We start from the raw sequence: 19,998 nt of genomic DNA on the forward strand, positions 1-19,998 counted from the left end.
CGCTTTCTAGAATCGACTTCCTCATTTTTTTCGGAAAACTAAACTCTTCCTTATTTTTCCTTCACGTTCTTGCCATTTATAAAGCGTATATATTATCGCCATTTTCACCAAAACCATTCTGTTCTTTTATATAGGACAAACCATCAAAAGAAACTCCAATAAATTCGTATGATTCGGACATAAGGAGCAAATGCTGTAGTTATGTTCGAAAACCCAAAATAACGAATTACAAAATCTGGTACTTATTTAAGTAGCATTATTGCTTCAGAATAACTACATCACCTTCTATAGGAGGAAAAAATGAATATAAAATTGCGGCTTAAAATAATGATTTTTCTTCAGTTTTTTATTTGGGGGTCTTGGCTTGTTACATTTGGTTCTTATATGATTAACACGTTGCATTTTACTGGCGCGCAAGTTGGAATCGTGTATAGTTCTAACGGTCTTGCAGCTATTATTATGCCAAGTCTTATAGGAATTATTGCGGATCGTTGGGTAAAAGCCAATGTTTTATACGGAATATTGCATTTCCTTGGTGCGATTACCCTATTTATATCTGCTCAAATTTCAGATCCTACCATGATGTTTTGGGTAATGCTTTTTAATTCAATCGTTTATATGCCAACACTTGCACTATCGAATACGATTTCTTATTTCAGTCTGGAGAACAAAGGGTTTGATATTGTAAAGGACTTCCCCCCTATTCGTGTCTATGGGACAATTGGTTTCATTCTTGCGATGTGGATTATTAGTCTTGCCAAAATTGAATTAAGTAATATTCAGTTATTTATTGCTAGCGGGTCTTCGTTGGTACTTGCGCTATACACAATTTCTCTTCCGGCGTGCCCAACTTCCAATGAAATAAAGGACAAGTCATGGGTAAGCCTTTTGGGACTTGATGCCTTTGTTCTTTTTAAAGATAAAAAAATGGCTTTGTTTTTAATTTTTTCAATGTTATTAGGCGTTGCGCTTCAAATTACTAATACATTCGGTGATCCATTTTTACACGACTTCGCATTGAACCCTGATTATAAAAATAGCTTTGCTGTTAAATATCCAGCTATTTTATTATCAGTGTCACAAATTTCAGAGGTATTCTTTATTCTCACCATTCCATTTTTTTTAAGTAAGTATGGCATTAAAAAAGTAATACTAATCAGTATGGTGGGATGGACATTACGATTTGTTTTCTTTGGGTATGGAAGCCCGATTGGCGGAGGATTTTTACTATTGCTGTTATCAATGATCGTTTACGGTTGCGCCTTTGATTTCTTTAATATTTCGGGAGCGATTTTTGTAGAAAAAGAAGTCGATCATCGAATTCGCGGCAGTGCTCAAGGATTATTTAGTACGATGGTCAATGGAATAGGCGCCTATTTAGGAGCTGTCATTAGTGGGAAAGTAGTTGATTATTTTACAGTTGACGGCGTGAGAAATTGGCAAAATATTTGGTTGTTCTTTGGCGCCTATACGCTCGTTTTGGCCATCATTTTTGCCATCGTTTTTAAATATAATCATGATAGCAATGCCCTAAAAAATAGATAATGCCCTATAAAAGAAAGAGCCTTACCTTTTGGTTAAGGCTCTTTTACTGGATTAAATGGATTGACGATTTCTCCACTCTTCAAGAGACATCATTTTTAAATCTTCATCAACATCCAGTCTCAATGGCGCAATCAATTCTAATGAATTACCATCCGGGTCAGAAAAGTAAATTGCAGCATGCGCATGAGGATTGTTTGGTAGTACTAGTGGTTGATGTTCGGGAGTAAAGCCAAATTCTGTTCGAACTTCAATACCAATTGACGATAACCACTCTTTTACATGCTCAAGATCTTCTTCGTCAATTTTAAACGCCAAATGTCGGATAGATGGATGGTATTTTAAATGTACACTATCACTTTCCCATAAGCCTAACCAGCTTTCACCTTTAGCTATCCAGAAGAAAGCTACCTGTCCTTTTTTATAGGCGAGCTCTAACCCTAACTTTTGATAAAATACAATCGAGTTTTCTAAATTACTTACTGGTAAATGTGCTTCATATAAACCTTTTATCATTTCAATATCTCCTATTTCATCTTGATTTAAGAAAAATTATATTAGTAAAATTACCCTTTTACATCAATCATTCGTCTGAAATTTTAATAATTTCCAAATTGTATGAAGATCCTCGTTTGTTTTACATTAGATTATATATCCAAAATTAAGGGGTTGTTCCCCCACAAAAAATGAATAGACACTCAGTATACTTTTCTATATCATAAAGTATAAACACAACTTATTGTAGATAAAAGACACGTACAAGAGAATATACTATACTTTCGAAAACATAGGAGGCTATTTAAATGGGGAGAGTCCAACAACTTGCACCAAATTTTTATTGTATTGATACACATGATTTAGATCGGGAACAGCGTACAAGCTCTTATTTGCTGATTGATGAAAAAATTGCCTTAATCGAGACTTCTGCTAGTCCGTCTATGCCATATATAGTAGAAGGTTTAGATGAATTACATATTTCTTTAGAGGATATTCAATATGTAATTGTTACGCATATCCATTTAGACCATGCTGGAGGCGCAGGGTTATTTTTGCAAAGCTGTCCAAATGCTACATTCGTTGTCCATCCACGAGGTGTATCTCATATGGTCGATCCTAGCCGTCTAATCGCAAGCGCAAAGAGTGTTTACGGAGCAGAATTTGATCGTCTATTTGATCCAATTGTCCCTATTGATGCTGAACGCATTTTAGAAATTGGCCATGAGGAAGTCCTACCTTTAGGTCAACATCAGCTAACGTTTTATCATACAGAAGGTCATGCAAAGCATCATGTATCTATACTTTATTCTGCTACGAATGGATTGTTTGTTGGAGATACTACTGGTGTATGTTATCCAGAAATGGAAAGCGAAGCAATTGATTTAATTATTCCCTCCACTTCACCGAATCAGTATGACCCACATGCGATGGAGCAATCTATCCAGCTTTATGAAAAATTAAAGGCTAGTGAATTGTATTTCGGTCATTTCGGTGCATATCGAAATCCAACTGAAGCTTACAGACAAGTGCGCTATTGGACGCCGCTATTTCTAGCTGAAGGAAAAAAAGCGTTATCGGTATCTAGTGATTTTAAAGAACAAGTACATTTTTTAGATAGTCGCTTGAAGGCACTTTTGCACAACTATTTACAGGAAAATGGCATTGCAGAAAATCATCCCGTTTATCAAACAATCCCGTTCGATACCATTGTATCGGCAATGGGGATTCTTGGTTATCTAGAAAAAAACGACAGCGACTAAATTACGGATGAGACAAGATTAGAACATTAAAATAAAGTGGACATGATCGAAGAACAAATTGAGTAACTAGTTTGAGTAAGTTATAGAAACAGAGGTACTTGAGTTGAATAGCAAGAAGAAAGTAACCATCTCATACGAGGTGGTCTTTTTGCTGTTTTAAACAAAGATTGATAATAATTAATAGGCTGATAAATAATCCTGTGACCTAAGATTTCTTATAGAAACTCTTTAATACTCCAAAACAAACTCATTGCTATGCTACCCTCTTAAGTTGAAAGTGGAAAAAATTACATATATAAAACAAAGCAAAAAATTGTTAAGATTTGAAAGGAAAAGTATTCTATGGAATGAAATTGGATTGTAGATGAATTATGTCTTTTTTGTTTTACAGCAACAATCTTCCAGAACGCAGTCTTTAACAAACATAAAAAGGAGCAACCCAATTGAAATTATTTTTAAATGTAACAACTTATCTAGTTACTGCTATTGCCGCAGTTCTCGCATTTTTTTCTTTAGCAGCCCTTTATCATGAATTAAGTGGTAGTTATTTTGAGCTACTTGATTTTATCTTCAAGTTACCTATTACCGTGATTATTTCGCTTATTATCTGTTATTTTTTAATTAAAAAAATAACTGTCAAACCGATACTGTTTGGGACAATAATCGGCTTTTGGTTGATCAAAGCTATACAAGTAGTTAACGTTTCATATTACTTATATTATTACAAATCAAACGAAGATTACATACAAAACATCTCTATTCGTAACACAATCGACCTCCATTTCATCCAGTTGTTTCCAATCGTACTTGTGTTTTTATCTCATTTCTTATTAAAGAAATATAACAACTGGTTGCATATCAGTGGTTTTACATGTGGAGCAACTATCGGTTTCTTTACATCCTACGCAGCAGTTCTTTTTATAAGACATGTTAATAATTCATTAACTTCGTATCATTATTTTGATAACAACGAATTAATGATAGTAATCGTAGGAACTGCTATTTTCACGATTTCAGGAAGTATTATCGGACTCAAGAAATCTAATCAGACACAAGAGAATTAAATTATCTCCCCTTAACTAGAACCCGGAGTGAATGTTTATTATGTAAAAGCGAAGCGTTTATAGCTGACGCTTCGCTTTCGCTACAAAAGACATTTACTAAAAGAAATTAAATTCAAGCACTACACTACATTTCAAAAGGAATTTTGGCTTCATTTGAAAAGTTTGCACTAGCCCATTCACCCTCACGCGTCCGATTAAGAGCTTCGTAAATATCACCATTAAAACAGATTGCTATCTCTGATGTAAGTTTATACGGACCAAATCATTCTCCTAAATCCTCTCCATACACACAAACACAAAGTTCCTTAAGAAATGCATTTTCTTTGTATAAATATAAAGATTTATAAAAGTTGCTACTATTGCAATAAGACCTAATATTAACCACATCATTATACCTCCATTATCGTTAATTTAAGATTAACATTTGAACGAACCTATTAACCTAGGAATTTTTTTAGGAGTTAAATAATTCCTTTTATTATAGACTGTTTCCATTTTAGTAAGTTCCCAAACCCTCGTTTGGAAAGCTTTCTTCGTAGAGTCGTCAAAGTCTGATTTGGGAACGTTATCCCAATGTAAATTGCATATTTAATACATAATATAAAGTTACTGCTCAACAATTAAAAATTTATTATCTTTTATAGTGTAGGTACCATATTTCCTTGAAATCACAACCGTTTTAACAGCATATTTTTCATAAGCAAATACTAATAAAAATCGGTCGTCTAGGATATCTATTCCACCATTATCCCCTTTAAATTTGATGTCCATTAAATCTTCAATCGCTTTATCTGATGTATAAGGTCCAAATACACTGACTTGAGTCCAATTGAAATCAGTTACCCCAGTTAAATCAATTTGTGTTTCGCCATTTTCCAAAAAGGAGTTAATTTCCTTAGCTAAAACCGTGTCTTGACTAGCTCGATTTCCAAATAAAGTAACAGCTAAACCTATAGCAGCAATAATTAGAATTACATAAACCACTTTTTTAATACTTACACCACCCAAATTTTTACATACCATATTTTAAAAGACGTCAAATAGAGGGATTAAAGTTCCCAAAGCCCCGTTTGGTAACAATTCTTTCCTTAACGTTGTAAATCCGCATAAATCTGACGAGACCCCCAAAAAAACAGATTATTTCAAATCTCCTTATTCCACTAAAGCACCCCGTTAGTTGAATAGCTTCTCTTTTACTTAGTTCCATCGGCAACAATATCAGCACTTTCATAAGGCTTATGTTTTTCCACATAAATATCTTCTGAAATCATCCAATTATTTTCCCACATTTCACGAGCTTCTTCTCCCTCTCTATCGAGACCTCTTGAAAGACGTTTTTCTCTTGGACAATCAACCCATATTTTGAAATCATATTTATCTGTTAATTCTTTTCGAATAGAATATACGCCTTCGATTATTACAATGCCACCAACAGGAACACTTTCCTCATCCTGTGTACCATCACTTGTGGTACGGTTCTCCGTAATGTATATAAATGAGGTTTTTAAATTATCAACCGCTTCTCCAGCAAATGGCGGTAAAGTTATTGTTGCTTCAAAGGTTTTTCCTAATTCTCACAAGATGATAGTTCATAACGTCGCGCAGCAGCTAGGTGGATAGCTACCTTATTTTCTAAACGTGTCATCAAAAAACCTTAATTTTTACGCAATTCAAATTAATTAACCACTTTATATTACTTCAACCATTTCGCTTTGATTTAGTTCAAAGTATTGCTAAAATAAAGTTTGTCTGGAAGGGGATTCAAAAAAAATATACAATTACCGACCTTGTAAAAGGAGCATCTCATGAATAAACGCAAACTTATTTTCCGTGTAATTGGTTATATTATATTCGTACTTTGCCTATTCTTTTTATTAAAAAGAAGCGGTTTAACGGTTGCAGACTTAACTCCGGAAACGATTCGAACTTTAGCCCACAATAATATTTTACTTATTTTACTTATTATGCTCGTCATAATGATGTTGCAAAACTTGTTTACATTCATTCCACTTGTCTTAGTAATTGCCACAAATATTACTCTATTCGGTTTTTGGTATGGTTATTTATATAGTTGCTTATGTAGCGTAATTGGTAGCACACTAATTTTCTTATCCATTCGATATTTTTTTCAGGATGCATTTTCTAATTCGGTAACAAAAAAATACCAAGAAAAAATAGAGAAAAAGGGCTTTCTCTTTGTTTTATCTGGGCGTATTCTTCCATTTATACCGACCAATTTAATTAATATTGCCTCTGGGGTAAGCTCACTTAAAATTTCGCACTTTGTGATCGCAACAACAATAGGCAACATGATTTACGGCTTAGTACTCGCTTCAACATCCTTTTTCGTTATTTTAGCAACAACCCTTAACCCTCTTTATTTACTATTAATTGTCCTTGTCATCTTATTAGTAGTATTACTCTATCGCGTCAATAAGAGGTCTATACATCGGACTCAAAAAAACTGATGAGAATTTTATTTCTCATCAGTTTTTTGTTTCCTCTTCACCTCAATATGTCCTAAAAGCATCTGTAAATATGTAGGTTTACATAGAGAAAGAATTCCTCTTTGTTAATCAATCTAGACAACAGGGGATTTTTATTATTAAGTCCTCATTTGCACTTACTTATGGTACGGTTCACCGAAACTAATATTAAATTCGTTATAAAAATAGATTTCCTTATTGAACTAACCTGCCTCGTTAGCTCAATAAGAAAAGCACCTTTGACTTCGGTGCTTGATCTTAAACTCTTGCACCCGTTAGTTGAAGAAGATTTATGGTTCGCTAATTCCCATTGCTAATAGTAATAGATAAGCTGCAGCCAAAACAAATACATTCCCTATTAAGCCGACAATTAAAAGAATAAGTTGTTTAGACATTTTCCAAGAGAGTATAGCAAATAAAATACCAATAATTGATAAAATACTAAAATTGATGATAATAAAATAAATATCAGCATTTGGTCCTCTTTCGGCATAAAAAACAATGATACTTATAATCACAGATAAAATAGATGTAACACCTAAAATGTTTCCTACTTTTCTCTTATCCAAAACGGTAATTATGACAGGTTAAATTGTCAAATCTCTTTGTCATTATTCTCTGCAGTTGATTTAAAGTACCTTCTGAGAAAGTAACGATTAAGTTTAAAAAGGCAGATTATGAACTAATATCTACTTTGGCATATGCACTCGATTTGACACCCACTAGAGCCACTTCTATTCTATTTAAGATCGCCTCACATAATATTAAAGCAATTAATGGGTATTTTCATAGTTATTTGGTTGATGAATTGACAGATAGGCATATGGAAGACTTAAGAAAAGTATTATCATATGTGAATCGATATAGTGACGAAAATAATTCGTGCGCAACTGTGTTATCAACAGTTGTTGGAGACATACATCCTACTACTAGAAAATTGTATGAACTTGTTGAAGACTTTTTAAGAGCTAAATAGAAAATAAGCCCACCACAATTATTTCAGTGAAAGGCTATCCAACCAAACTGTTCAAGATGTTCGTCTATTTGACTAAAAGAGGTAGTTTTTATTTTATCTCTTTTAGCTGTTCAAGAACTGATTTAAAGTCCTGTAATTCCCCAATATATTAGTGTTACAAATTTGCCAATTTCACTATGTTAAAGTTGACTATTAATAAAAATTATAGCAATCATTTATTTTATTCCTGTTACAAATATGAGGATTATAGAGATTGGCAAGAGGTATTTAATAAAAAAACTCCACCAGTTATTTATTTTGTATTTATTTGTTCCTATATTTGTTTCATCTTTATATTTTTCAAATTTCCATACTAATAAAGTGTAAAAAGCTAGAATTAAAGCTCCAAGGGGCATTAAAATGTTCCCCGACAGATAATCTGCAAACTCAAAAAAATTCTTTCCTCCAATTAAAATTTCCGACCAAGAACCGTGAGCTTTAATCATTGGTAAACCTGCTAGAAATATTAAAGTTAAGCTTAACAGTACAGCTGTTATTCTTTTAAAATTGAACAGCTCAGTACACGTCATTACAATTGGTTCCAAATATCCAATTGCTGATGTAATTGCAGCAAAGAATATTAATAAGTAGAATATTACTCCAAAAAATATTCCAGCAGGCAAGTTTGAAAATAAATTTGCCATGGTCACAAATAGCAAACTCGGTCCAGAATTAGGCTCAAGTCCCATAGCAAATATTGCTGGAAATATAACTAAACCTGCTAAAAACGCAATCAGAGTATCTAATCCAACTATAAGTGTCGCATCTTCAGGGATATTACTATTTCTATTTAAATAACTACCATATACAAAAGCTCCACCGCAAGCTATCCCTATAGAGAAAAAACCTTGACCCAAAGCAGCTAGTAATACTTGTCCATTAATCATAGAAAAATCAACTGTTAAATACCATTTTAATCCTTCTAAAGAATTGGGAAGCGTTAATGATCTTATAGCTAATATAATTAACATAATAAGTAACGCAGGCATCATGAATTTGCATGCTTTTTCTATGCCCTTCTCTAAACCTTTTGCAGAAATCACACCTACTATAATTACGCAAATAAAAGTTGCTCCAATTACTAAAACAGTATTAGAGGTGATGTCGTTAAAGGAAACACTATTATTGTTTATTAAAGAAAATGAACCGAAAAGTGTCTTAAATAAATAGATTAAGATCCATCCCATTATTTGAATATAGTAAGTTAATATAATAAATGCTGTTATAATTCCTAACCACCCAAACGAGACCCATACACTTCCTCTATTAGTTATAGATCTCATACCTTCTATGGGGTTTAACTGTGTTTTTCGGCCTAAGCTTATTTCCATTGTAAGCAAAGGAATACAAATAAAAAAACATATTAAAATATAGACAAAAATAAATGCTCCGCCACCATTAGAACCAGCTAAGTAAGGGAAGCGCCATATATTCCCCAAACCAACGGAAAAACCCGTTGCTGCCATAATATAACCAAATCTACTTCCCCAATTTTCTCTACTCAATTTATATTCTCCTCGCCGAGATCATGTAACTAGAAACATGCTAAAACTCTGGTAATAATTTTTATTTGCAATTCTACAATCATCCAAACGCACTAGCGCTGTATAAACAAGTTCAGAATAATCCGTCTGTACATTCTTGCATTTAAAAGAAAAAATAAAACACTAGAATATAGGTAACTTACATCCTTTTTTTCATCGCACCTTTTAAATGGGAAAACATAGCCAAACCAATGACATTACAGACACTTTTTCCTTCTATTTTACTTAACCAAATATTTGCTGCTTTCCATAAAGCCGCCTTTAGATATCGGCTGATCTGCAATTACGTACGTTCACTGTTTATCTGTAACTGAGCGAATACTTTCAAGCAATACACGATCATTGTGATGTACACACTGCTGTCTCTATCCAAAGAACTTCTTGATATACAAATGTTGTTTCGTCCATTTGTAGAACAATTCAATGACCCATCGTGAATTGTACATTTCAGCAATTTCTTATGTAGACAAGTTGAATTAGTTCGTTAACAGATTCAATTGATTCCCTTTAGAATCCAGTACGTTCAAAAGTCGAAAAGCATTTTCATAACGATTCTACGTCGTACAGATAAGGACCATTTCATCTGATTGAACTGATAAATGGTCTGCACTCAAAAGAGCTTACTCCCACATTAGATGCAGCCCATTGCTCAATTAAAGGCGTTTATTATGTCAATTTTAAATTAAATTAGTATTTAGTCTTTAATGGACTGGTGTATTATTTAAATGCGACGCTAGTAAACCAAACCAAAGTTCATTTCTCAACCATAAAATTCTCCAACGATAACAACATCTTTCAATCCACTTCTTATTTAAAAAAATATCTGTGAAAACTTATCGCTATCATTGGAAATTTAAGTATCTATATTCATAATTAATTCTATATAACAATACGAACATATAAAGCAGATTTTATTAATGAATAAATCCTAGTGATTTTATATTTGGTTATATTGAACAAGCTTACTATAAATTGTTCCATTATCCTCGGCTTCTCTAATCAATATATATTCTTTGTCTATTTCTTCATACGTATTAGAAAGTTGGTAAAGCCATCCAGGATGCATCATTGGTTCGATGGTTTTTTTTATTAGATCTCCTGGTTGATTTATCAAGTTTATTTTCTTTACAGTATTAAAATTTTTAAATTCTTGTATTTTATTATTTAGGATACTATCTTCCTGACTACGGAAAAATGTTATTTGCAAACAACCTGAATTTTCAGGGAGAGCATTATATTTTTTTAGAAATAATTGTTTATCTATATATGAATAAGCAGTTAATTCTGCTTGAGAATATCCTAAAACATTTTTAAAAATTTCTTCATCAAAAGATAACCCCATTGTTCTTGCGCCAGTTTCAATGATCGTTGGCCCCTCATTTGTCAATCTTACTTCTGAATGTGTGGCCCCATATTCTATTCCTAATGATGTTAGAACATTTTTTGTATATGCTATTAAATCCTCATAAATTGGATCTTTACGATCTAATAAAGTCCATTTATCGTAGATTATTGAGGAATTGTTAATTTCATATAACCCTTCAAACCATAAGTCCGTAATATAATGCTCACCGTCTATACTAACCGCATTAACCATGTATTGTTCTCCAGTAATATATTCCTGGGCAAGAACTTCCTTATTTAATAATCCTAGGCTATTTTCCTCTCCTATAATGTTATTAAAAGCCTGCTCCACTTCCCGCAGATTAGCACAAATTCTTACATTATCTGAAGCAGCACTATCTAGTGGTTTTATTACAATAGGCCATTTATTATGTTTTTCTACCCATGAAACTAACTCATTGAAAAAGCTAGTTTTTATCTGATTTGAGACTTTTAAGCCGGCATTTTTAACTGATTCAATCATGATATACTTATTTCTTCTTGAAGAGCTTAATTCAAATACATTGTTTAACAGATTAAAATGATTGGCTAAGATATCTGCTAATTCCACTCCTGTTTCAGAGCCGGTCAATATTATTTTAGGGTTATACTCGCTTAATGTATTTAAAATTTTTTCTAAATTGCCATCATAAATCACATTAGTACTAAAGTCCTCCACCCTAAAAGAGTTGGAAAGAATTTTAGGAGGGTACTCTGAACTTTGTACATGAATTACCTCATATTTATTTTCTTTGAAGTATTTTGCCAGTTGATTTCCTGTTGAATAAGCATCTATGATTACGCAGACTTCCATTGTGTATCTCCACCCTTTTACATATTATAGTAATCTTTATTTGTTAAAATTTAATCCTTATTAAAGTTTTAACATTTCAGGCAAATTCTTTGGACATAATATTATTTTTAATATGGTTTGCCAAATCGCAAGAAATCTCAAATGATTTCTTGGCTATAAATTCCAAATTATTTACTACAAAAAAATTCCCACTTGTAATATGGCCTATTGCTTTAATATTTGGATTTGTCTTATTCTCATTTGAAATTACAGAGCCTGTATTAAAATCCACTCTTATTCCTCCTGCAATATGAGTGGAAATTAAATTATCTTCTAGCATCGTTTCAATTAATTCATTATTAGTATTTTCACCTGACAATCCAGTTGCATTAATAATAATATCAAATGATTGATTATCTTGATTATTTGAAAAGCATGTTCTGAATCTATTTTTATATTGTTCTATTCTTTGTAAACCACCTATAATTTGCAAATCCTTTGTTTCAAGGGAATCTAAAATTTCTCTTGCATTTATAAGTGGAATTGCTGCTCTTCTCGGTATGTATAAAGGTAATAACCTTTTTACGAAATATTTCCTTTCCTCATCATTTAAGCATACCCAAATTTCATCTAATATTGGGTGTGTTTCTCTTAAAACATCGAACCATGTGTTATTTTCTTTGGCAAGTCTTATTTTTTTTGAGAAGGTTGTATAGTTTTCTTCTTCATTCTTTTCAAGAAAAACTTCTTTCCATGAAATACTTTTTTCTTCAAACTCTTTTAAAAAAAGTGTTAATAAACACTCTAAATTTACATTCTTACAACGCAAAATCTTTTCTTTTAAATAATGAAGGTTAATGTCAGAATCTAACCCTCTTACACTCGGAAGTTGTCCTGACCTAGATAACATGGTACATTTTTTTACGTTTTTTTGTTTTAAATATAAGAACACATCAATAGCAGTTAAACTGCTTCCAATAACACCAACTTTATCATCTGGTTTTAAATGATATAATTTTTCTTCTAAAGGGTAAGGTTCATTAATAAAATTTGGATCTTCCATTAAATCGTATGGGTCGTCATTATTTTTTCCTCCAATAGCAAGAATGACAAAGTTATAATAACTTTCTTTATTTCCACTAGATAGCACCTTATATAATTCGCTCGTTACTTTTTTTATTCCCCGTACCTTTTCTCTAATATGATTTACCTTAATATTTTTTTTCAATAACGAAGTACTTGTCTCCAAATAATTTACGTTTAGATACTTACCGTATAAACTTCTAGGCAAGTATTCAGAGAAGTCATAAAGATCTTTAGCATTTTTAGATACCCAATCCAAAAAATGATTCTTATTTTGGATATCAATTGACATGTCAATTGGCGGTCTATTTAACTTGATAATTTCAGAATCTTCGATGTATGCAAGTCCTCTTCCTACTTCTTTATTAGGTTCATAAATATCGATATTAATTCTATAATCAAGTGCTTTATCTAGTACTTTATTAAGGGAATAAAGTATAGAAACAGCACTAGCGCCTCCTCCTATAATTGCAACCTGTACTTCCATCATTTACCTCCTGAGATTTTTTATTGTTTATTTATAATCTTTCAGTGCATACTAAATCAGACTTCTATAGCTTATAAATTTGTCTATTGGGTTGATCTATTTTCAGTAAATATACTTACAATTCCCAATATAGATAGTATTGACACACCCATTAACGTTGGTGTAGACCAAACAATTCTTGGATCAAAAAATTGGAAAATGAAGGTGAAAGCGGGAATGAAGCAGATGGACATCATAACAAAAAAAGGCTCACAATGTTGTATTCCTTTTTGTAGTAAGAAGGTTGGTAAAGTTACACCGAAAATGGTCACCAAGATAATCCAATCTATGTTTTGCATTAAGTAAGTTGGCAAATTGTCATACGTCATCAAAAACGAAATAATTATTATAGCGTAAAAACGATGTGCCAAAATAGTAGAACTAGACCACCCTGAGTTACTTAATCTTTTTGAGTAAATTGTACATAAAACGGCACCTAATCCACAAAGGACGGAGGCTATAATACCATAAATGAAATCTTCAGGGTGTGTGATTCTGATACCAGATAAACCAAATAATGCTGTTGCTATTAACAATAAACTTGCCGCAAACGTCCCCAATGTAATTAACCACTGTGCTTTTGTAGCTTGAATTTTTCCTTTTGCCATTATAGTCGTTACAATTATTACAAAAAATGGACCAACCCCCATCTCAAGAGAACTAACAATAGCAGGTTCTATAAATTTCAATGCATAATAAAAGCCCATGAATGCCAAAACAGAACTCCCATTTAACATAAGAAAATCATAAATAGAAGATTTTACTTGAGCAAATGTTTTACGTTGTTTCAAAGCTATTAGATTGAATAATAGTGCAGTAAAAAAAAAACTCACTCCTGTAAATAAAAATGGATGTACACCTTGAACTCGATTTGCATAATAAACTTGGCTAACAGACGTTAGTAGTGCTGAAAGTAATAAGAAGCTAGTACCAATAGCCATAGATTTAGATATACCTGTTTTTGAAATCGCCCCTATTTTCATTTTTATCTCCAATCTCCAATCTCCATAATTTAAATGAATTACGGTTTTCTTTAGAAAGTAATTGTATCCACTTTACACATTTGGTTCTTTTTTGAAATATAACCACTTATACCCTACTAATTGTATACTACCATACTTTTCAGAAAATTCAAACACCTATAATTAATAAAGAAATTTCCTAATTAATTAAAGATGTCTTCGCCAAAAACGGGAAGTTCTAGGTGCAAAGCTACAATTAATAACTGTAGCTTTTGAATAAAGATTGATAAAAAACAGCTGATTTTCACCGCTTATTATAATAAAGTTCGATTGAAGTGCGTTGAAAATCACTGGTATATCTGTTGGTTTAGAATAAAATTTGATTAAAAATAGGCTGTGAACGCCGATTTCATAATAGAAAAAACCTATGCATTTTGAACAAAGATTGATCAAAATGCATAGGCTTTATTTAAATATAGTAAAGGCTTTTATAAAAAGAGATTGATTATACTTTATTTCTGGGCTATTTAAGAAGCAGAAACTATTTCTTCGTTAATTGAAAATATCTATACACACGCATCGATTAACTAAGTTCATCCAGTATTACCTTGATAAAGTTCCCAATAAAATTCGAGTATTTCTCTGAGACCAATTCTCCTCTTATTCAAGAAATCTTACAACGCATTGTACATTTTAATTGCTTGTGACCTTGTGCGACACATTACCTTTGATTCTTCGATATAATCCTTCAGTTCCGAAAGGAACCGTCTAGCCTTTACCTAAGTAATGCGACCATTCTCAATTTAAACTAGAAACATTTGGCACAACTAAACTGGTACGTTCGTATAATTCTCTTATACTGGTTTCTTCTAAACTTTCTCCGTATTCCATAGCACCACCAGGGAATCCCCATTTATTATTATCGGAACGTTGTTGGAGTAGGATTTCTCTCATCGCATTAATAACAACAACAGTTGACCCAGCCACCATCAGAGGTCGAGTCCCAATAAGTTCTCTCATTTCTTTTATATAATTCCCCAAATAATAACCCCATTTCTTTGCTTCGTACTTCAACTATTCTGGAACCTTTGGCTGAACATTAATTATATAGGTTTTCATAAAATTTTTGGTTCAAACAGAATCGAATATGCATTAATTACTCTTTCTTAAAGTAACCTGCTCCGTTAGTTCAATAAGAAAAAAGAGCTGCCTATGCAACTCAATGATCTTCAAGTAAAGCACCCCGTTAGCTTAATAAGGAACGAAACTTGCTAATTAGGTTTAATGTATTCTCCTGTTGAAGCATTAAAGCCCGCTGCTTCCATGTTTGTATGGTCACTGTTCCAACCTATTCACTAATAGCAGGTTAATATTGCTCTCCGTATCTTTTCTAAGCATAAAGTTATAACATTTATTCCAATATTTATTAGGATAAACACTACCCATTTTAAATGCTTTTTTAAGCAACTCTGGTGAATCATAATTAATATCTTTCATTTGTATAAATTCTTTTTGAGGTAAGGTCTGCCTTCTCACTTAAATCTCATTCACAGTTTCATGTTTTTTATAATCCCCTTATATTTTTTAAGTCCATAGTCCAAAAATGTTATTTTTCCAAGATATAAAAACCGTTGTTATACTGCCATTTAAAAGGGGGATATTACAGACGTTACAGAAATCAACAGCATGTAAACCTAATTCTGCTTTTTGAGACTTATCAAAGACTGATTAAACTTGACTGACTCTTCCCACTGGGGAAAATGACTTGAATTTTCGAACCAAATGAGTTTTTTAGGCGTTGTTATTGTGTGATAGTAATCCTCTACTAATGAAGAAGAAACATGCTGATCATGACGCCCCTCAAAAAACGTAATAGGGACATCGAAACTCTTGTATTCACTAAAATCAATTTCCATGAGCTCTTGCCACAAAAATTGTATAGATTGTAGACTCCCTTTTTCGCGATTGATTAAATCTTTAAACGTGTACTTTGATGAAAAAATGAAATCCTTTACCAATTGATTGTAATTGCTTTTTCCATATAAAGAATGTTTGTATCGAACCACTAATTTAGTAACAAATAATAAATCGTTTAACCAATTTTTTTGAGTCAATGAAAGGTCAATATTTTGTAATCGCTGAACAATCTTGTTTTGATTTCGTTTTTGACTTTCATTCAGAACAAAATCATATTGACACTTCAAACCTTTTTTCATGTTAACTACTTGACCACAACCAAAATAACTATGTACTAGCTGTGGATATTTTTTAATGAAAATTAAGCCTAGGACACTTCCCCACGAGTGCCCTAAAAGGTAAACTTTTTCTTGTTTAAACGTTTCTAACAAATAATGAATTAAACTGTATAGGTCTTCTATATAAGTTTCAATAGATATTTGTTCCTCTTCCGAAAATGTATAGTAAGATTTCCCAGCCCCTCTTTGTTCCCAGACTACAACATTAAACATTTTTCCAAGTTCTGAGTTATATTTATAGATCAGTGGTAAAGCGGCATCACCTGGACCACCATGCAAATACACTAAAAGAGGTAGATTATTATTTTCACCAAAAATGGAAATAAATTGTTTTGAAGAACCTATTTTTATATAGTTTGAGACTCGAGTTTTCATTTTCTTCTCCTACCTTACTATCTCCGTATCGCCCTCGGTCGCCTTTAATAAGTAACCATATTCAGCGTCCTCATTAACAATTGAATCTTAAAGTTTTTTTGTGTAATAGTATCGCTTACCCGTTAGCGGATAATCATTGAGTACAAATTCTTCTGTATAGCCTAACTTCACGTAAAAATCAGGTGCTTGAAAACTAAAAGTATTTAGGGAGGCATATTTGCATCCTCTTTTAATAGCAATCTTCTCAGCTTTACGCATCAACTCCGTACCAATATGCAGTCCACGAAGTTTTTCACTTACCCATAAATACTCTACTTCTAACCAATTTCCATGTGTATCACCAATCAACCCCGCAACTCTATTTCCTTCTTCATCTTCTACAAAAAGACCAATATCTTTTACTAACTTATCTTCAATGTTATCAAGATTGTATTTTAATAATTCTTGAATAATATGTTCTTTTTCTTCTTCAGTGACCTTTTCGGATTCAAAGTATTTCATTTATTCGACCCCTTTATACGATTTTAATAAGTTTCCTAATACCTTAATTCAGCACTTCTGCCCTTTACTATACTGGCAGAAAATCCCACTAACAATAAAATGCATAACATAGTAAAGTGTGATTCAAGACTGTTTAATTAACTGTTTAAAGAAAAAGCACCTTTTTAAAATTTTCCTGCCGTTTTACACCTGATACAGCTTTTAATGCCAATAACCCTAATAAGAAGAAGGCAAATGAACCTATTAACCCCACAGGACGGTTAATTTAGTCGATTAGGTAAACCCATGCACCCACATTTGAATTCCTCCAAATAGTATTGAAGGATACTTCCATCTAGACATAATCACCACTCCTATTTTATTTTTTTAAAACAAAATAAAAAAACTCACCCCCAAGATATTTATCTTGGGGGCGAGTCATATCGCGGTGCCACCCCAGTTCATTTCTGCATTGCTGCAGAAACCATATCGAGTACGGCTTTATAAATAAATCACATGCTATACTCTATCTCTTTAACGTGAGAATACGTTGCATCATCATTGTTCCTACAAACAAATCCTATGCACAGCTCAAAGACTTGTTTCAACACATTTCCTATCCCTCTTTTTCAGCTACCAGAGGTCTCTGTAGATAGTACGTATGTTTACTTTTCTTTCCATAGCTTTTTATATGTAATTTTGTAAATTTTATACTATTTCAAACTAAAATTCAATACAAAAAGTATATCACTAATCATTTCTATGACAAATATAGAATTATTTTCATTTATAGTATTGGTGTTACAGAAATTATTTACTTCATGCATACCACAACTATTCTTATTGAACTAACCTGCACCGTTAGTTGAATAGCAACAATCCTTTCGAAAACAGCCTAATTAAAAAACAGAACAACTTTGTTAGAATCTGGAGGGATTATTTTAATCATCATCGAATAAAGAAAATATAGCTAAGTAAATAAATAAGAGGTGAGCTAAATGAACGATGCGTTATATAGTAAACACTTTAAGCTTGAGAAAATTAGTAATAATAGCTTTGCAGCAATAGCCAAAGAAAGTGGCGGGGCTGTCGCCAATGCAGGTTTTGTGGATCTAGGTGATCAAGTTATCGTTTTTGATACTTTTAACACTCAACAAGCATCTGCAGACTTAAAGCACATAGCTGAAAAAATAACAAACCAAGCTGTTACATGGGTTGTTAACAGTCATTGGCATGGCGACCATATTCGAGGCAACCAAACATTTAAAGATACTACTATTATTTCAAGCCACATAACATACTCAAAAATAAGAGACAACCACCCCTCAAGATTCAGTAAGCAAAAAAATGATATTCAAGGTTTAAAAGACTATATCCAATCCTTAAAAAACCAGCTAAATCAAACTAACGATTCCTCAATACAACACCAAATAGATACTTTAAATGAATTAAAAGATTCTTTACCAACTTTGGAATTAGTAGTGCCTAACCAAACTTTTAACAATGAAATAACCTTTCAGGGAACGAAACGCAGTGCAAAGCTTTTCACGCTTGGTGGAGGCCATTCATTTTGTGATGCCATGCTTTATATTCCTGATGAGAAAGTAATATTTATGGGTGATTTATTATTTGTGAACTGTCATCCAACGTTTTTTGAAGAATCTGACCCTATGAAATGGAGCAATATTTTAAAAGTAGTTGAACGACTAGAAATTGAAGTAGCAGTACCCGGACACGGTCCAACGGGAACAAAAGAAGATATCTCAAAAATAATCTATTATATTTCTGAAATAACTTCCATTGCAGAAACGAGCAACAAAGATGAGGAAATAGAAATTCCTGAATTTTTTAAAGAGTGGAATTCACCAGAGATTTATCAGCAAAGCATAAATCGACTAAGAGAATTGTCAAATCCTTAATTGTCAAGCAGTTGTTAATATAAATTAAAGAGAGGGCGAAGTAATTTGTCCCTCTCTTTCAATCAGTTAAATGATCTAAGTGTATGAAAATCCTGTACCTTCACTATCAATCAGAATAACGAATAAAGGAATATTGATAAAACAAATTCAACCCATTACTCGAATTTTTGATTTTGCAGAATCTGTGCATTAGGACATCGTTTTTTTAACTCTAAAATAAATTTCATTTTTTCTTTTGGTAAAATTTTTATACTACCGTGAGCTGCTGTTTTATAAAATATTTCAACACCCTTATCAGATGATGAAATTAAATAACCGGTAAACTTATCTGTCGTTGGAGAAACACTTGTTATACTTTGATATGGAATTTTACTTTTGAATGGTCCACCTTTCACTAAAAGATATGTTTCACAGAAAACAAACTTAATAGAATTTGCGTACCACCATATAAAAACAACTGAAATTATAAAGACCGTTGACATAATAATAATAGTTGATAAAGAGGTTATGTACAGAAGAAGTGATATAGCCCCCATTGTCCAAACCAATAAGAAGATAAATATTATTAAAAAAATATTTGCTTTTGCATGATAAACCATAAGAGTTGTTACCCCACCGTTCTTATTAATTCTCGTTATAAAAATCAACAATTTTACGAACAGAAAAAATAAGGAAATCAAGTGAACCTTAATAAGTAATTTAACATTAATTTTTGATTTAGCAAACGAAATTAAAAATATTCAAAAGACTTAGATTATCATAAAGAAATAGTAAGTTTGTTAAAAAGCAACGACATTAAAGCCGATGCTTTTTG

General features: G+C 32.3%; 17 protein-coding genes, 2 pseudogenes and 1 other annotated feature. Of the genes and pseudogenes, 6 read left to right on the forward strand and 13 right to left on the reverse strand.

The window, feature by feature from the left end:
• The first annotated feature begins 300 nt into the window (after positions 1-300).
• A complete protein-coding gene (locus ACQKMI_RS12440) occupies positions 301-1,545 on the forward strand; it encodes a nucleoside permease (protein WP_427489269.1) in 1,245 nt (414 codons plus the stop codon).
• A 51-nt stretch (positions 1,546-1,596) separates the two neighbouring features.
• On the opposite strand, the gene ACQKMI_RS12445 is transcribed toward ACQKMI_RS12440, so the two are convergent.
• Complete coding sequence (locus ACQKMI_RS12445) at positions 1,597-2,058, reverse strand: VOC family protein (protein WP_427489271.1); 462 nt, start codon at positions 2,056-2,058, stop codon at positions 1,597-1,599.
• Between the two features lie 287 nt (positions 2,059-2,345).
• Between ACQKMI_RS12445 and ACQKMI_RS12450 the strand changes: the two genes are divergently transcribed.
• Both ACQKMI_RS12450 and ACQKMI_RS12455 read left to right on the forward strand, forming a co-directional pair.
• Complete coding sequence (locus tag ACQKMI_RS12450; protein WP_427489273.1) at positions 2,346-3,299, forward strand: MBL fold metallo-hydrolase; 954 nt, start codon at positions 2,346-2,348, stop codon at positions 3,297-3,299.
• Between the two features lie 443 nt (positions 3,300-3,742).
• Positions 3,743-4,363: a hypothetical protein gene (locus ACQKMI_RS12455; RefSeq protein ID WP_427489275.1), complete on the forward strand. Its 621-nt coding sequence runs from the start codon at positions 3,743-3,745 to the stop codon at positions 4,361-4,363.
• A gap of 606 nt (positions 4,364-4,969) precedes the next feature.
• Here the strand turns inward: ACQKMI_RS12455 and ACQKMI_RS12460 are convergent.
• Both ACQKMI_RS12460 and ACQKMI_RS12465 read right to left on the reverse strand, forming a co-directional pair.
• Complete coding sequence (locus ACQKMI_RS12460) at positions 4,970-5,371, reverse strand: hypothetical protein (protein ID WP_427489277.1); 402 nt, start codon at positions 5,369-5,371, stop codon at positions 4,970-4,972.
• A 185-nt stretch (positions 5,372-5,556) separates the two neighbouring features.
• A pseudogene (locus tag ACQKMI_RS12465) lies at positions 5,557-5,802 on the reverse strand (uridine kinase); the annotation flags it as partial.
• A gap of 366 nt (positions 5,803-6,168) precedes the next feature.
• Here ACQKMI_RS12465 and ACQKMI_RS12470 point away from each other — a divergent pair.
• Positions 6,169-6,831, forward strand: coding sequence for a TVP38/TMEM64 family protein (locus tag ACQKMI_RS12470; RefSeq protein ID WP_427489279.1), 663 nt, complete (start codon positions 6,169-6,171; stop codon positions 6,829-6,831).
• A gap of 308 nt (positions 6,832-7,139) precedes the next feature.
• On the opposite strand, the gene ACQKMI_RS12475 is transcribed toward ACQKMI_RS12470, so the two are convergent.
• Positions 7,140-7,418, reverse strand: a complete 279-nt coding sequence (locus tag ACQKMI_RS12475; RefSeq protein WP_427489281.1) for a hypothetical protein — start codon at positions 7,416-7,418, stop codon at positions 7,140-7,142.
• 143 nt (positions 7,419-7,561) lie between these two features.
• Here ACQKMI_RS12475 and ACQKMI_RS12480 point away from each other — a divergent pair, with 143 nt between their 5' ends.
• Positions 7,562-7,825 carry a hypothetical protein gene (locus ACQKMI_RS12480; RefSeq protein ID WP_427489282.1) on the forward strand — a complete coding sequence of 88 codons (264 nt, stop codon included), beginning with the start codon at positions 7,562-7,564 and terminating at the stop codon, positions 7,823-7,825.
• 215 nt (positions 7,826-8,040) lie between these two features.
• Here ACQKMI_RS12480 and ACQKMI_RS12485 read toward each other — a convergent pair whose 3' ends face one another.
• The 8 genes and pseudogenes from ACQKMI_RS12485 to ACQKMI_RS12520 all read right to left on the reverse strand — a co-directional run bounded on the left by ACQKMI_RS12485 (position 8,041) and on the right by ACQKMI_RS12520 (position 17,286).
• Positions 8,041-9,369 (reverse strand): sodium-dependent transporter, encoded by a 1,329-nt coding sequence (locus ACQKMI_RS12485; protein ID WP_427489284.1) that lies wholly within the window; start codon positions 9,367-9,369, stop codon positions 8,041-8,043.
• A gap of 178 nt (positions 9,370-9,547) precedes the next feature.
• Positions 9,548-9,863, reverse strand: a pseudogene (locus ACQKMI_RS12490) (hypothetical protein); the annotation flags it as partial.
• 482 nt (positions 9,864-10,345) lie between these two features.
• The gene (locus tag ACQKMI_RS12495) at positions 10,346-11,605 is read right to left on the reverse strand and encodes an ATP-grasp domain-containing protein (protein ID WP_427489286.1); all 1,260 of its coding nucleotides are present in this window, start codon (positions 11,603-11,605) and stop codon (positions 10,346-10,348) included.
• 76 nt (positions 11,606-11,681) lie between these two features.
• Positions 11,682-13,154, reverse strand: coding sequence for an FAD/NAD(P)-binding protein (locus ACQKMI_RS12500; RefSeq protein WP_427489288.1), 1,473 nt, complete (start codon positions 13,152-13,154; stop codon positions 11,682-11,684).
• A gap of 83 nt (positions 13,155-13,237) precedes the next feature.
• A complete protein-coding gene (locus ACQKMI_RS12505) occupies positions 13,238-14,188 on the reverse strand; it encodes an EamA family transporter (protein WP_427489290.1) in 951 nt (316 codons plus the stop codon).
• 765 nt (positions 14,189-14,953) lie between these two features.
• Entirely contained in the window at positions 14,954-15,229 is a 276-nt protein-coding gene (locus ACQKMI_RS12510) for an NUDIX domain-containing protein (protein ID WP_427489292.1), read from the reverse strand.
• Positions 15,230-15,849: 620 nt separating this feature from the next.
• Positions 15,850-16,785 carry an alpha/beta fold hydrolase gene (locus ACQKMI_RS12515; RefSeq protein WP_427489294.1) on the reverse strand — a complete coding sequence of 312 codons (936 nt, stop codon included), beginning with the start codon at positions 16,783-16,785 and terminating at the stop codon, positions 15,850-15,852.
• Between the two features lie 87 nt (positions 16,786-16,872).
• Positions 16,873-17,286, reverse strand: a complete 414-nt coding sequence (locus ACQKMI_RS12520; RefSeq protein WP_427489296.1) for a GNAT family N-acetyltransferase — start codon at positions 17,284-17,286, stop codon at positions 16,873-16,875.
• 405 nt (positions 17,287-17,691) lie between these two features.
• Positions 17,692-17,955 (reverse strand) — a binding site (T-box leader).
• A 308-nt stretch (positions 17,956-18,263) separates the two neighbouring features.
• Here ACQKMI_RS12520 and ACQKMI_RS12525 point away from each other — a divergent pair.
• Complete coding sequence (locus ACQKMI_RS12525) at positions 18,264-19,184, forward strand: MBL fold metallo-hydrolase (protein ID WP_427489298.1); 921 nt, start codon at positions 18,264-18,266, stop codon at positions 19,182-19,184.
• Positions 19,185-19,339: 155 nt separating this feature from the next.
• On the opposite strand, the gene ACQKMI_RS12530 is transcribed toward ACQKMI_RS12525, so the two are convergent.
• On the reverse strand, positions 19,340-19,783 hold the full coding sequence (locus ACQKMI_RS12530) for a PH domain-containing protein (RefSeq protein WP_427489300.1): 444 nt from the start codon (positions 19,781-19,783) through the stop codon (positions 19,340-19,342).
• Positions 19,784-19,998: the final 215 nt, after the last annotated feature.

The organism is Lysinibacillus sp. NPDC097214 (assembly GCF_050277945.1).
GTDB classification, from domain to species: domain Bacteria; phylum Bacillota; class Bacilli; order Bacillales_A; family Planococcaceae; genus Lysinibacillus; species Lysinibacillus xylanilyticus_B.